This is a genomic window from Mesotoga infera (assembly GCF_900157305.1).
In the GTDB taxonomy this organism is placed as follows: Bacteria; Thermotogota; Thermotogae; order Petrotogales; family Kosmotogaceae; genus Mesotoga; species Mesotoga infera.
Genome location: NZ_LS974202.1, coordinates 955,840 through 970,903 on the forward strand (window position 1 = coordinate 955,840; position 15,064 = coordinate 970,903).

The window sequence follows — 15,064 nt, forward strand, 5'->3', positions numbered from 1 at the left end:
GAAACCTTGAAGACCGCTTACATAGAGTCGAACTCTTTCGATCCATGGTTGAATCTTTCGATAGAAGAATATTTGCTCGACACTTACGCGTGCGATAACAACGTGCTTTATCTGTGGCAGAACGCCCATACCGTGGTAATCGGGCGTAACCAGAACGCCTGGCGAGAGTGCCGTATAGAGAGCCTTGAGAGGGACGGCGGTAAACTCGCCCGGCGGTTATCGGGCGGCGGAGCCGTCTATCATGATCTGGGAAATCTTAACTTCACTTTCCTGCTTCCCAGGTCAGAATACAATCTGCACAGGCAGCTTGCAGTAATAGTCGATGCAGTTAAGGGTCTTGGGATTGAAGCAAGCTTCAGTGGACGAAACGATATTCTGGCCGAGGGCAAGAAGTTTTCCGGCAACGCCTTCTATCATGGACGGCAGGCATCGTATCACCATGGAACGGTGCTTATAGACGTCGATATGAGCAAGCTTTCGATGTATCTGAACGTCTCGAAGGCGAAAATGGAATCTAAAGGCGTCAGATCAGTCGCTTCTAGAGTGGTAAACCTAAAAGATCTTAAACCCGATCTGACGATAGATATAATGAAAAGGGCCATGTACAACGGCTTTATAGAGGAGTACGGTCATATAGACAGGATTCTTAATTACAATGAAATTGCCTCTCGGGAAGAAGTCCGTACTCTTTACGCAAAGTATTCATCACGAGAATGGCTTCTAGGAAAGAGTCCTGATTTTGACTTCGGGATCGAAAACCGCTTTGCCTGGGGCGGAATAGAGATAGGATTGAACGTCAGAAAGGGAATGATAAGAGAAGCGGTGGTTTATTCCGATTCTATGGACTTGGATTTCATAGAATCGCTAAGAGCTTCTCTGAAAGATATAGAGTTTTCCAGAAAGAGCCTGGCAAGAGCCCTTGCCAGCCTCCCGGAAAATAAGGAACGTGCCGATCTTTTAGAGTGGTTCGACCAGGTGGAACTGTAAGACTCGAGGTTCTTGTGTTCGATTTATATAAGGTAATCGCTTCACTTGATTTCATTGATTTCATCTTCTCTCAGCAATGCGATTATTGTTATTATCGAGCCCGCAAACATAGCTATCCAACTTATCCAGTTCAGAGAAATGCCGACAGTTATCTCTTGTGTCATGCGCATGAATCCGTCGAACTCGGGCGAAAACGGGTCTGGATTTATGCTACTCTGAAGAGAGTTGAATTTAGAGATATCCGAAAGAAAGGTGACGAGTCTGAAGACGAGTATTCCCAGAGCCGCAACGGCTCCTATGAACGCCCATTGGAATCTCTTCGCAATCGCAAGCGTCACCACAATCAACGAAAGCAATAGAAGTATCACACCGTAAGTCTGGTCGGCCTGAATATAGTTGCTCGAACCGGCAATGTTTGCCAGCAGATTATTGGCGTTCAGAGAAATCGCCGGAAGAAAGAGCCCCGTCAGGAGAATGGAAGCCCCGATTATAATCGCAATCTGTTTCCTCGATAATGCCATGAAATCACCCCTTTGAATTTTGATCATATTTTTATATCATATATCAATTTATTTTGCAAGATAAGATAATTATTTTATTTATTGATATTTATGACTTAATTTTTATTCGTTGTATTTTCTATTTTTTTCTTAGCGAAAGTTCTGTTTTTTCGACAGGTTGTTTAATGCAGTTCACAGGCTAAAAAAAATCTGTCCATGAAAGCTGTTGCAACTTGTTCTATAATGTAGATGAACAGTGACCGGAGCACTGAACTAAATTCATGTATATCATGAACCATATAGATCAGCCAAAACTTCAAGGATTCCAGGAGGTAAAAAATGGCACGAGTAATGAAAACAATGGACGGTAATACGGCTGCCGCCCACGTCGCTTACGCTTTCACAGAGGTGGCGGCCATTTATCCTATCACCCCGTCTTCCACCATGGCGGAGCTCGCAGATGCCTGGGCGGCAAACGGGTTGAAGAACATTTTTGGTCAGGTCGTCGATGTTATAGAAATGCAATCGGAAGCCGGCGCGGCGGGAGCGGTTCATGGCTCGCTTGCAGCCGGAGCTTTAACTACGACATTCACGGCGTCGCAGGGACTTCTTCTCATGATTCCCAACATGTACAAAATCGCCGGCGAACTTCTACCGGGAGTTTTTCACGTCAGTGCCCGCGCAATCGCCGGTCACGCTCTCTCGATATTTGGCGATCATTCCGACGTTATGGCCGTCAGGCAAACGGGGTTTGCCCTTCTGGCCTCGGGAAGCGTTCAGGAAATAATGGACCTCGGTTCGATCGCACACCTTTCGGCGATCAAGTCCAGGGTTCCCTTTTTGCATTTCTTCGATGGATTCAGAACTTCAAGTGAAGTCCAGAAAATCGAGGTGCTGGACTACGAGGAACTGGCAAAGCTGGTCGATTACGAAGCCATCAAGCGCTTCAAAAACGACGCCCTGAACCCCGAGCACCCCAAAACTATGGGTACGGCTCAGAACCCTGATATCTTCTTCCAGGCGAAAGAAGCTTCCAATAGATTCTACGATGCCGTTCCGGACATAGTTGCCGGGTACATGGAAGAGATATCCAGGCTCACCGGACGCGAATACAAACCATTCGTGTATTACGGCGATCCCGAGGCCGAAAATATTATTATTGCCATGGGTTCGGTGACAGAGACTATCGAGGAGACAGTGGACTACCTTCTCAAGAAGGGAGAGAAGGTCGGCGTTATCAAGGTTCATCTCTACAGACCATTCTCGGCGAAGCACTTCTTCGAAGTGCTCCCAAAAACAGTCAAGAAGATCGCCGTTCTCGATAGAACGAAGGAGCCCGGATCTCTGGGTGAGCCGTTGTATGAAGACATCAAAACGGTTTTCTACACCCGCGAAGATGCACCTCTCGTGGTCGGTGGAAGATACGGTCTCGGTTCGAAAGACACGACCCCCTCTCAGATCAAGGCCGTTTTCGATAATCTCAAGACCTCTACTCCGAAAGATCATTTCACTATCGGAATCGTTGACGACGTTACCAATACGTCCCTGGAAATCAAAGACAAGATAAACACCGCACCGGAGGGCACCATCCGCTGCAAGTTCTGGGGGTTTGGTTCCGATGGTACGGTTGGAGCGAACAAAGATGCAATAAAGATCATCGGCGACTACACGAAACTCTATGCTCAGGGATACTTCGCCTACGATTCGAAAAAATCCGGCGGTGTAACTATCTCGCATCTCAGGTTCGGGAAGAAGCCAATTAAATCCACCTACCTCATCGACGAAGCCGACTATATAGCCTGCCACAAACCGGCCTACGTCAATCAGTACGATCTTCTAGAAGGACTCAAGAAGGGCGGCACCTTCGTTCTCAACACCGGTTGGAACCTCGAAGAACTCGATAAGCATCTTCCGGCCAGTATGAAGAGATACCTGGCGGAAAACGATATAAAGTTCTATACGATCGACGCCACGAAGATAGCCGTTGAAATCGGTCTCGGAAACAGGATTAACATGATAATGCAGTCGGCCTTCTTCAAGCTTGCCAACGTCATCCCGATAGAAGACGCTGTAGAGCATCTGAAAGACGCAATCGTGAAATCTTATGGCCGCAAGGGCGAAAAAATCGTCGAGATGAACTACAAGGCAGTCGAACAGGGGATAAGCGCCCTGGTAAAGGTCGAAATCCCTGCCGCCTGGAAAGACGCGGTCGATGAAAAGGTTGAAAATTCCGACAGACCGGAATTCATCAAGAAGGTTGTCGATACTATGAACAGGCAGGAAGGCGATAAGCTTCCTGTATCTGCCTTCGTCGGAAGAGAGAACGGTGAATTTCCCAGCGGAACATCGGCTTACGAAAAGCGCGGAATAGCCATAGACATCCCCGAGTGGCAGCTTGAAAACTGCATACAGTGCAATCAGTGTTCTTACGTCTGTCCCCACGCGGCGATAAGGCCCTTCCTGGTAAACGCCGAGGAAGCCTCGAAGGCACCCGCGACCTTCGAGATGAAGAAAGCAATCGGTGGAAAAGCCTTTGAAGGACTGCAGTACAAAATACAGGTCTCGCCGCTGGATTGTACCGGTTGTGGAAACTGCGCCGACATATGTCCGGCCCCCAACAAAGCTCTAATCATGAAACCGCTCGAGTCGCAACTCGAGAAGGAGATTCCCAACTGGAACTTCGCCACCATGATCTCCGAAAAGAAGGATCTGATGAACGTAGAAACTCTCAAAGGCAGCCAGTTCGTAAAACCCCTGCTCGAATTCTCCGGGGCCTGCGCCGGTTGCGGAGAGACTCCTTACGCCAAGCTCGTGACTCAGCTTTTCGGCGATAGAATGTTGATTGCCAATGCCACAGGCTGTTCCTCGATCTGGGGCGCCTCGGCACCGGCGACTCCTTATTGCGTGAATGCACAGGGCCATGGACCGGCATGGGCCAACTCTCTTTTTGAGGACAACGCCGAGTACGGTTTCGGCATGGCCATGGCAATTAAACAGGGAAGAAACAAGCTTGCCGATATCATTCGGGAGCTTCTAAAGCTGGACATTCCCGAAGACGTAAAGGCACCGTTCGAAGCCTGGCTTGAGGGAAAAGAAGACGCGAAGGCATCCAAGGCCGCCGCTCTGGATATTCTAAACATTCTATCCAAAGGCTGCAAGAATGAAAAGGCCAGCCAGCTCATGAAGGAAATCGAGGAACGAAAGGATCTTCTGATCAAGAAATCGGTCTGGGTGTTCGGTGGAGACGGCTGGGCGTACGATATTGGTTATGGCGGTCTCGACCACGTTCTAGCTTCGGGAGAGGATATAAACGTACTGGTCTTCGATACCGAAGTTTATTCGAACACCGGCGGACAGTCGTCCAAATCTACTCCGGCAGGCGCGGTCGCAAAGTTCGCCGCTTCCGGCAAGAAAACGAAGAAAAAGGATCTCGGTAGAATGGCCATGACGTACGGTTATGTCTATGTTGCCCAGGTTGCGATGGGAGCAGACAAGAACCAGGTCCTGAAGGCCATGACTGAGGCCGAGAAATACCACGGTCCATCTCTAATAATCGCTTATGCACCGTGTATAAACCACGGCATCAAAATAGGAATGGGGAAAACCCAGGAGCAGGAGAAGAGGGCCGTTGCGGCCGGTTACTGGCACCTCTACAGGTACAATCCTCTGCTGAAGGAACAGGGCAAGAATCCATTCATTCTCGATTCGAAGGAGCCCACCGAATCCTTCCAGGACTTCCTGATGGGTGAAGTCAGGTACAGTTCTCTGAGGTCAACCTTCCCGGACATAGCCGACGAGCTGTTCAAGAAGGCCGAACAGGATGCCAGAGAGAGATACGATATCTACAGAAAAATGGCTGCGGAATAAGGCGATATAACGGCTGCGGGTGGTCAAAGACCACCCGCTTTCTTTCAGATAGGAGGTATATGATGAACGCAATCGATTACGCATTGAAGCTCGAGACCGATGGAAAGGCTTATTACATGAAACAGGCCGAGTGCACTTCCGATCCTCAGTTGAAGCAGCTTTTCACCATGTTGGCCAACGACGAGCAGAGGCACTATGAAATCATAAAGGGATTCAAAGACAAGAATTACACGTACAGAGGAACCTACACTTTCAAAACCACCAGAAACATGTTCTCGGAAATGCTTCAAGACTCGAGGTGTTTCGATATCGAGGCAACCAATCTGGAAGCCTACGAACATGCCGTGGAAATGGAAAAAGAGAGTGTGAAACTGTACCTCGATCAGGCGAAAGTCACCAAAGAGCCTTCCGAGAAAGAGATATTGATCAAGCTCGCGGCCGAGGAAAACAAACACCAGATAATACTCGAAAACCTCATGGATTTCATTCGTAAAGGTAGAGACTGGGCCGAATCCCCCGAGTTCAGTCATCTGGAAGAGTGGGATGAAATAACAGATTTGGACAAATATTGATTAGAAGTACATTCTTCCAAAACCGTTATTTCGTTTGGCGAAAATAGTGGAGCCTGCCCTGCGCGAAAATGGGGACTGACGGGCTCCTGACGTCTGTCCCGTTTTTCGCGAAGACCGGGATCCTGACTAGGAGCGCGTCAGGATGACGTGAGGGGATTGTCATCCTGTTAACCACCCCACTCATGTCATCCCGTAGTGCTCCTACTAAGAACCGTTGTTGGTTGTGCGTTGTGCGTAAGACCGCGATGCCGGATCGGGGTCCGGCATGACGGGAAGAAAGAGCCTGCCCTGCGCGAAAATAGAGACTGACGGGCTCCTGACGTCTGTCCCGTTTTTCGCGAAGACCGTCATCCTGACTAGGAGCGCGTCAGGATGACGTGAGGAGATTGTCATCCCGTTAACCACCCCACTCATGTCATCCCGTAGTGCTCTTATACGGGATCTCGCTCTTTATATACGGGATCTCGTTCTTCTCACTTTGCGGGTGGAGAAGTAAAATGGGTCCTCTCTTTGAGGACCCATTTTCAATTGGGGAAAATTTCCGAACAGGGGTGGGGTTTAGCATGTTTATGTAAACGATTCAATTGGGATTATGAATTTTCAGGACCTTCTACATGATCTTTGCGTCTAAATTCTAGTCTATTTTTGACCCTTATCAATTAACCTTTTGTGACCCTTTTTTAAGTCTCTATGTACTTTTTTTCACCAGGAACAAATTTCAACTCTTGACAGCCTTTGCCATATTCATCCCCAGTTCCACGCAACGATCTATATCTTCGGCCGTCGGCGAGCTTTTGGCTTCTATTACCGGTCCTACCCGCTCGCATTTGGACTTGCCGGCGAATTCCTGGAGCTCTTTGAGAGCACCGCCACTCCATGTGTAAGAGCCAAAGATACCTATTTTGCGGTTTACCATCATCCGGTTTTCAATTGCGTTCACAAGCTGCTTCATCGGAGGGAACAGTTCCATATTGTACGTGCAGCTTCCAAGAACCAGTCCCTTGAATCTCCAGATATCTCTTATGATGAACGAGAGGTGTGAAGTCGAAATGTTGTGAACCCTTATCTTTTCGACTCCTCCCTTCACGAGGCCGGCAGCAACGGCCTCCATCATCTTCTGAGTGTTGCCGTACATGGAACCATAAACCAGTACCACGCCTTCTTCGGTCTGCTGTTTGCTCCATCGATCGTAAAGGTTTATGATGTGAGCTGGATCGTTCCTCCACACTGGCCCGTGCGTGGCGCAGATTATCTTTATATCGACCCCTTTGAGCTTTTCGAAGGCCTTCTGTACCATAGCACTGTATCTTCCGACTATATTGGAGAAGTACCTAAGTACCTCATCTTCGTAGTAATCCACATCGACCTCGTCGTCGAAGATGCCTCCGTTTAGTGCGCCGAAGCCACCAAAGGCGTCTCCCGAGAAGATAACGCCGGTACTTTTTTCGTAGGTCATCATCGTCTCGGGCCAGTGAACCATGGGAGTCATATAGAATACGAGTCTCTTTTCGCCCAGGGAGAGTTCCTCTCCATCTCTGACTACGACCAGATTGTCCGTCAACCCGTAGAAGGCCCCAAGCATATCGGCCGTTTTCTGGTTGCCAATTATCTTGACCTCCGGAAAGGCCTCCCTCAAAACCTTTATCGAGCCCGAGTGATCCGGTTCCATATGATTGACGACCAGATAGTCAACCGTCTTTCCCACAGGTAGCAACGATTTCAATTTATCGAGGTAAGTCGAAAAGTAAGGCCCCTTCACCGTATCTATGAGAACCACTTTCTCATCCACGATCATATAGGCGTTGTAAGACACTCCTTTAGGCAGAGGCCAGAGAGCCTCGAAGAGGTGGGTTTCAAAGTCGTTCACTCCTATCCAGTGAATTCCATCGGTAATTTTGATTCCAAGACTCATTATTTTCCCCCTTTCAGATAAAAGTGTCGGTAATATTCTACAACACCGGTCGCTATTTCTCTTGAATAAAGAAAGACCGGAGAATATATTCTCCGGTCTGCAGTCTGCGAGATTGAATATCTAATCAGGAAGCCTTGAGATATCTCCTGCCGGTGAAATAGAGCAAGGCGATTCCACACAAAGAGAGTACAAGGTTTATAACTACGAAGTCCAGATTCGACAAAAGCTCTATTCCTAAAGAATGTCTCATCAATTCGCCGACGTACTTTACCGGCATGAACATCGAGACTACCCTCAGGTAATCGGGCAGGAAAGCCAGCGGGAAGTATATCCCGGCGAGGAAGATCATTATGACCATCAGAATACTCGCCGCGGAATCGGCCGTCTCGGGATTTTTGAAGATAAGTGTTAGGAAGAGACCGAGAGCCATCATGCCGAGCGTCGAACTTATCACTGAGATCAAGAATATTGGCCAGTCGATCTGGAACGTCGTCTTGAAGAGTAGCTTGCTCACAAAGATTATGAGGAGTATAGAGACGAAACTCACCAAAAACCTCGTGAGTGTGCTTCCAAGAACGAAGGTCATGGGTTTCACCGGGGTGATCTTGAATCTTTTGAGCACCCCGCGCTTCCTGTACCTGCCGAAGACGCTTATAACAGAGAACATTCCCGCCGATAGAATTGAGATTGCGATAACTCCGGACATGGTATAGTCAGCATCTGTGGCCGTCGTCCTGCCAGCCGTCTCAGGTATCTTTTCAAGGACTATGACGGTTTTGGCATCGTTGATCTTCTTTTCAACTGCGGCCGAAATGCTCGACTGGGCCATCGTTATGGTGCTTCTCTGGCTCAAGTCGCCTTCCTGGTAGCTGTATTCTATAACTGCCCCGTCAAAGGCGACGCCCAGAAGAACTTCTCCTCCGCTGACGGCCTCGAGCAGTTTATCCCTGGTCTCGTAAATGGTGACTGACCATGCACCGGACTCCTCTATTATCGGCCTTAAATCCATTGTTCCGCTCTGGAAGAGACCCAGCTTAGATTTGCTGTACCCGCCGGAACCACTGAAGAAGAAGCCAAAAAGTATCAGAAACAGCATCGGGAAAAATAACGTGAAAAAGACCTCCAGCTTGTTTCTGAAAGCCTCTTTGGCGAATGCGACGAACATCGGCTTCAGTTTGCTTTTACTCATAACCCATCACCTTCCTGAAGTTCAGCGCGAAGACGCTCACCGAGAAGATCATCCATATCAGGGGAACGACTATCAACCAGGTCATGGAAATCGGGGCGATCGTGTAACCCATGAAGCGCCGGCTGAGTTCCACCAGGTATGTCGTGGGTAGCAGATAGACTATCCATCTCAATCCCCAGGGTAGATCGAAGACGGGAAAGTAGAGACCTCCCATGAACATCATCACCTGGTAAAGACTCTGTCCCACAACGGTGGCGGTCGAAAGTTTTTTAGCGAACGAGGCCACCATCAGACCAAACGATACCGAGACAAGCATCGAGTATATGAGCGATAGAATGAATCCCGGATCGAAGATAGTTCCCTGAACCCTGTAAACCGTGAGTGCGATGATGTACAGGAGCACGAGCGACATGAGCATCGTGAAAATCAGCTTGACAAAATGGGCCGAAAAGTACTCAAGAGGCTTCAAGGGAGTTGTGTAAAGCTTCTTGTTGGTACCGGAAACTCTGTACTGTATCAATCCGATGGGGCTGTTGAAAAGCGAAACAGAGAGAATCATCATCAACGCCACGCCCGGGAAGATGTACTCGTTGTAGTCGAAGCCCTTCTCTTGTTTGGCCGAGACAACGTGGTTTGTGGAAGCTATGTCTATATAGTTCTCATCCTGTCGCTTCTTTATCTCTAAGTTCACTTCATTCATGATCTCTCCCAGGATGTTGGCAGCAATAGATGAGGATTCCTTTCCGCTGATGTAATGCATACGTAGCGGCACATCGCCAACCTGGAGCATCAACGATCCCGTCATTTTTGCGTTGGTTCCTTTAGGGATCACGAGCACGATATCCTGTTTGCCGTTTTTGAGATCTTCTAAGGCCTCGTCTAGATTGCCGTATTCCTTCTGTACGAAGGGACCTCCATTGGAGCTTATACTTCCCAGCACTTCGTCGAGAATCCTGCCGAAGCCCGTGAGGTTTTCCTCCTTTACAATTCCCAGATTGAAAGATATGCCCTGCGGATTCCCCGTGGCCATTCCTCCAAAAACCGACGTGAGGATGAAATAGAGAATCAGGGGAAAAATGAAGCTCCAGAACATTACCTGGAACTCCCTGATTTCGTTTTTAAAGAGTCCTGAGGTAAACTTCAACATTCTGCTCATCGAATCTCACCCTCAGTCCCTGAGTTTTCGACCGGTAAGCGTTATGAACACATCCTCCAGATTCGGCTTTCTTATAGTTACGTCGTCAAGCAGTATTTCGAATTTTTTGGATCTCTCGAACAGCCTTCCCAGAGCTCTCTCAACGTCTTTTGTAGTGACCGCGTATGTTCTGTTCTCGACGTGCTTGAGGCCCTCCATCTCAAGGAATTCCTGTGGAATCTCGTCCTCGCCTCTGACTCTGAAAGAAACTATATCTTCCGTCTCTATCGAAGCTATGAGTTCGTCGAGAGTACCGCGGGAGATTATCTTCCCGTGATCCATGATTATTATCCTGTCGGCCAGATGTTCGGCCTCTTCCATGTAGTGAGTGGTAAGAATAATGGTCTTCTGTTTCTTCTTGAGATTTAGAACGGTTTCCCAAAGCATTCGCCTTGCCTGCGGATCGAGTCCGGTCGTCGGTTCGTCCAGGAAGATAACCTTTGGATCATTCACCAGCGATACAGCCACCGCCAGTCTCTGAAGCTGGCCCCCCGAAAGGTTCTTCGTGTAGGTCTTTTTTTTCTCGTCTAGAGAAACCTCCTTGATCAATTCATCCGATGAAATACCTTTGGTGTAGAGTCCCCTGAAAAGGTCGAGCGTCTCTTTAACCGACAGATACTCAAAAAAACTCGAAGACTGCAACTGAACGCCGATTTCTTCCTTCACTCTGTCACTGGAAGGGGGTAGTTTCTCTTCGAAATACTCGATTGTGCCCGAGTCCGGCCTTCTGAGACCTTCGAGCATCTCCACGGTGGTGGTCTTCCCGGCTCCGTTCGGTCCGAGTATGGCTAGAACTTCACCTTCCATGAGGTTGAAGCTGATATCGTCAACTGCCTTCGTTTCTCCGTAATACTTTTTCAGATTTCTCACATTGATTGCCGTTTTAGGCACTTCAACACCCCGCTTTCACAAGATCTCGTAGCAAAGGATATCATACTTTTGCTGTTATTTTTACATTTTATGACTCGAGTTCCTCGATCGCTTCGAGAAGAGCCTTAGCAGCCTGAAGCGGACCTTCCATCTCGAAACCATGAATCCCTAGCCGGGTCATAACCTCGCCCACCTTTACACCGCCGTCAATCATACTCTTCAGGTAGCGCTGCGCGATCGTTTCATGTTTCTCTCTTCTCTGAACAGCCCCAAAGGGGTTAGCGAAATAGCTGTACGTCAGACCTTTTTCCGTCGTGGTTCCTTTGGCCATACGCGCACCTTTAGAAAAGACCTCGTTGGCATCCTCGGCCTTCTTGAAGAAAGCGATCTTCTCTTTCACGTTCTCGTTGTAGTTATTGGCGTAAAGAAAGTAATCGATCCTGGTCGGTTTTATGATCTCCGTATAGTTGGAGTAAGGGACGATCACTCTGGCGTTTATCTCGTTGGGATTCATGAAGATACTTCTGTCCATAGTGGAGTAAGCGTACCCCGGCTGGAGGTCATCCAGTCTGACGAAGGCGCCGGTTTCGGTCCCGTAAGCGACGACCGCCCCGTCGGCCGTGACATCTAGCGAGCCCATGTCGTCGATGAGTATGTTAACCTCCGATACCTCTTCCTGGAGCCTGTTGAGAGCATCGAGCGTCTCGGACTTTCCGGCGCCGCTGTCTCCTATGAGCATGACATTTGCCTTCTTTCCGTTTCTCAATTTTATATGCGCCAGCGCTCCGTGGATCGGAAGCCTCCCCTCGTCTATAACCAGCAGGTTATGAATCGTGAGTATCATCTTCTTCATATAACCGAAGTAGTCTATGGATGGATCGTCTCCGACTAAACCAACATATGTACCGTCGTTCTCTTTATATATCACGCCGTTGAAGTCGTTGGGCTCTTCGAAGAATTGATTATCGATACCCAGTATGTAAATGCCATCAGGCTTTTTGTTCTTTATTATGTCGAAGCTGGCCAGCTCGAAGAGATTTCCCAATCCCGAAGCGAGAGCCAGATACTCTTTATTAACGACGACGTATATAAGTTTCGTTCCAACGTGTATCGGAAAGCCGAACCAGTCTTTGGGGTCGGTGATATCGATTCTATCGAGAACGGGCCTGTCGTTGACCTTGAAGACTCCCCTGCGCTTGTTCGACTTGGTGTAAAAGATCACTGGCGGCTCGAATACTATACTCCAGACATACTCCAATTCATACAGCCAGCCGGCGTTCTTGAGCTTAATCCTTGGGTCCACCACGGGCCTGTCAACGATGAAACCCACCTGCGCGCCGCCCGGTTCCTGCCTGAGAATTTTTAGCCTGATATCCGAAACGTTTATAAGTATCTGACGATACATGCTGAGTACGAGTCCTTTTAGATCTGTGTTGGTTCTAACCAATAGCATCTGTTTGAATATTCTATCGAACCTGTTGGGTGTATATTCGTCATGCTTGATAATGAACCTGTGCTTGTTTCTCCAGAGAGAGAAGAGACTCTCCACGAACCTTACCAGCAGGTCCTTCTTGTTGCTCATTTTCGGGAAAGAGTAGTAAGGCGAACCGTCGATCTTCTCTATAGGATCGATCGTGAGAGCCAGAAGAAGCTCTATTATCCCCTCTATATCGTACTTCTGTGCGGTGTCAACCGTATCGGTATTCTTCAAGAACGGCTCAAAAAGCGGAAGAAGTGAATTCTTCTTCTCCTCTGAGTCCTTTATTAGCTCGGAGAGGATTTTCTTGAAGGTACTACTGTTTAATATCTGCGATGTCGCATTATAAGTGACCTCTCCGTTGATCAGTATGCTTCTCATGTTGGTTTCCTCCATCGATCAAGGGTTTTTACTATATTATACTTACGATGCTATCGCGTTCTTTTCGTTAACATGAAGGCTTGTCATTTCATACTTCGAAAGAACGGGAAGAACCGTCCTTCGAAAGAGCGGTTCTTCGTTGCGGAGCTAGGAACTTCGTTCTTCGTTGAGGATAGCAGTGCGTAGAAGAGCCGTCCATGGGGACCTGAGGCTAGAGGTAAGAGGCGGGAGGTGTGAAGAGCGTGAAGATCTTGATCTTCTTACCTCTGACCTCATTCCTCTTACCTCTGTTTAGAGGCGAACGAGAAGAGCGAGAGAACGGGATCCCGTATAGGAGCATTACGGGATGACAGCCTCCTCAGGTCATCCTGACGTACTCCTAGTCAGGATCCCGGTCTTCGCGAAAAACGGGACAGACGTCAGGAGCCCGTCAGTCCCCATTTTCGCGGTCTTTCCTCCTTCCCGTCATGCCGGACCTGATCCAGCATCTCCACCATCTTTCGAAAGAGTGGGAATTTAACAAGACAATATCACTGAATATGGCTTAAAATAAAGGTTATAGCGTCTAGTATTGTCAATATGGTATAATACGGTTAAAGCAGATCAACAATCCAGCCGATAATAGCCGCGTTCGGTATATTCCAACAGAACTACCCTCGAAAGGAGATAAGCATGAGTGCAATAGTCATATTTACAGGTAACAACAGAGAACTCCTTGGTGAGTCTCTAGACTTGATGGCACACAGGGGAGAAGAAAAAACTATTTATGAAACTGTAGATGGTTATCAGATGGCCTCCGTTGCTGGCAGGGCCTTTTCGGCCTCAAAATTGCGACATTCATCATCAGAAGGCATAGCTGTCATCGACGGTTTTCTCCTGTCTCCGTCAGGATCGGGTTGGTCGGAGGAGACCGTACAGCTTTACAGAGAACTCGGGAAACGTTTTCTCGAGCGACTGGAAGGCTCTTTCTCACTGGCTGTGAACGATGGTAAAGAGACGATAGTTGCTAGAGATCCAATTGGGTTGAAGCCGCTTTATTACGGCCTGATAGGCAGAGAGACGATCTTCGCTTCGGAATTGAAGGCGATCGCACCTTACTGCGACGAAGTTGCCCTCTTCCCACCCGGTCACTATTTTACCAGAGAGGAAGGTTTCAAAGAATATTCCACCTGCAGGGAAATCATCGACTCCGGCGAGATCGCCACCGATAAGGAAAAAGCCATCGAAGATGTGAGAGAAACCCTTGAGGATTCTATAAGGAAAAGACTTGAAGTTCTGAATTGCGAACCCTCGATCTTCCTCAGTGGCGGACTGGACAGCAGCTGTATCGCGGCCTCCCTGAAGCCGTTTGTCGGCAGTTTCAAGACCTTCACGGTAGGAAAGAGCGACGGTGAAGATCCAGGATGCGCAAGAGTTGTCGCCGATCATCTGGGCACCGAGCATCTGGAGTATTTCTACGATCTCGATGAGATGCTTGAAGTTCTGCCGGACGTGATCTATCATCTAGAGTCATTCGATCCGCTCCTTGTCAGGAGCTCGATACCGAATTTCATTCTCTCGAAACTCGCCAGTGAAAACGGTTGTGAATTCGTCTTTATGGGCGAAGGCGCTGACGAGCTCTTCGCCGGGTACGATTATATGAAAAAGATCGGGGCCGGAGAGGAGATCGAGGCAGAGCTGTTACATATAACCGAGAACGGTCACCGTTCAGGCTTCCAGAGAGACGATAGAATGGCTCTGGCTCATGGTATCGAATACGACGTTCCTTTCATGGATCAGGAGATGTTGAAGCTGGCTTTCTCCATACCGATTGAATGGAAACTGCACGGTAAAGACAAAACCGAGAAGTGGATACTCAGAAAGGCCTTCGAAGACCAGCTGCCACACGAGATAGTGTGGAGAAGAAAGAAGAAGTTCAGTATCGGAGCGGGTTCTTACAATCTTATGGAAAAATACGCACAAGAGACGGTGAGTCAGGAACAGTTCGAAAGAGATCGGGAGAAGGCCGGTATAAGGACCAAAGAAGAGTCTCTTTACTTCAATATTTTCAAAGAAGTTTACCACTGTGAAGGAGCCATAGAGACCGTATATCGCAATTGATAAACAGATAAATA

General features: G+C 48.3%; 10 protein-coding genes. 4 read left to right on the forward strand and 6 right to left on the reverse strand.

Features of this window, described 5'->3' with window-relative positions:
- Nucleotides 1-6 precede the first annotated feature (6 nt).
- Entirely contained in the window at nucleotides 7-987 is a 981-nt protein-coding gene (locus tag MESINF_RS04445) for a lipoate--protein ligase (RefSeq protein ID WP_169698718.1), read from the forward strand.
- A gap of 41 nt (nucleotides 988-1,028) precedes the next feature.
- On the opposite strand, the gene MESINF_RS04450 is transcribed toward MESINF_RS04445, so the two are convergent.
- Nucleotides 1,029-1,508, reverse strand: coding sequence for a hypothetical protein (locus MESINF_RS04450; protein WP_169698719.1), 480 nt, complete (start codon nucleotides 1,506-1,508; stop codon nucleotides 1,029-1,031).
- Nucleotides 1,509-1,826: 318 nt separating this feature from the next.
- On the opposite strand from MESINF_RS04450, the gene nifJ reads away from it, so the two are divergent.
- Nucleotides 1,827-5,354 (forward strand): pyruvate:ferredoxin (flavodoxin) oxidoreductase, encoded by a 3,528-nt coding sequence (gene nifJ, locus MESINF_RS04455; protein ID WP_169698720.1) that lies wholly within the window; start codon nucleotides 1,827-1,829, stop codon nucleotides 5,352-5,354.
- A gap of 62 nt (nucleotides 5,355-5,416) precedes the next feature.
- Nucleotides 5,417-5,926: a ferritin family protein gene (locus MESINF_RS04460; protein WP_169698721.1), complete on the forward strand. Its 510-nt coding sequence runs from the start codon at nucleotides 5,417-5,419 to the stop codon at nucleotides 5,924-5,926.
- Nucleotides 5,927-6,644: 718 nt separating this feature from the next.
- On the opposite strand, the gene MESINF_RS04465 is transcribed toward MESINF_RS04460, so the two are convergent.
- The 5 genes from MESINF_RS04465 to MESINF_RS04485 all read right to left on the reverse strand — a co-directional run bounded on the left by MESINF_RS04465 (nucleotide 6,645) and on the right by MESINF_RS04485 (nucleotide 12,950).
- On the reverse strand, nucleotides 6,645-7,838 hold the full coding sequence (locus MESINF_RS04465; RefSeq protein WP_169698722.1) for an FprA family A-type flavoprotein: 1,194 nt from the start codon (nucleotides 7,836-7,838) through the stop codon (nucleotides 6,645-6,647).
- 124 nt (nucleotides 7,839-7,962) lie between these two features.
- Entirely contained in the window at nucleotides 7,963-9,027 is a 1,065-nt protein-coding gene (locus MESINF_RS04470; protein ID WP_169698723.1) for an ABC transporter permease, read from the reverse strand.
- Nucleotides 9,020-10,183, reverse strand: a complete 1,164-nt coding sequence (locus MESINF_RS04475) for an ABC transporter permease (RefSeq protein ID WP_169698724.1) — start codon at nucleotides 10,181-10,183, stop codon at nucleotides 9,020-9,022. Before MESINF_RS04475 ends, MESINF_RS04470 begins: the two co-directional genes overlap by 8 nt.
- 12 nt (nucleotides 10,184-10,195) lie before the next feature.
- A complete protein-coding gene (locus MESINF_RS04480) occupies nucleotides 10,196-11,113 on the reverse strand; it encodes an ABC transporter ATP-binding protein (protein ID WP_169698725.1) in 918 nt (305 codons plus the stop codon).
- 67 nt (nucleotides 11,114-11,180) lie between these two features.
- Nucleotides 11,181-12,950 (reverse strand): GTPase family protein, encoded by a 1,770-nt coding sequence (locus MESINF_RS04485; protein WP_169698726.1) that lies wholly within the window; start codon nucleotides 12,948-12,950, stop codon nucleotides 11,181-11,183.
- Between the two features lie 672 nt (nucleotides 12,951-13,622).
- Here MESINF_RS04485 and MESINF_RS04490 point away from each other — a divergent pair.
- Nucleotides 13,623-15,050: an asparagine synthase-related protein gene (locus MESINF_RS04490; RefSeq protein ID WP_169698727.1), complete on the forward strand. Its 1,428-nt coding sequence runs from the start codon at nucleotides 13,623-13,625 to the stop codon at nucleotides 15,048-15,050.
- The last annotated feature ends 14 nt before the right edge of the window (nucleotides 15,051-15,064 follow it).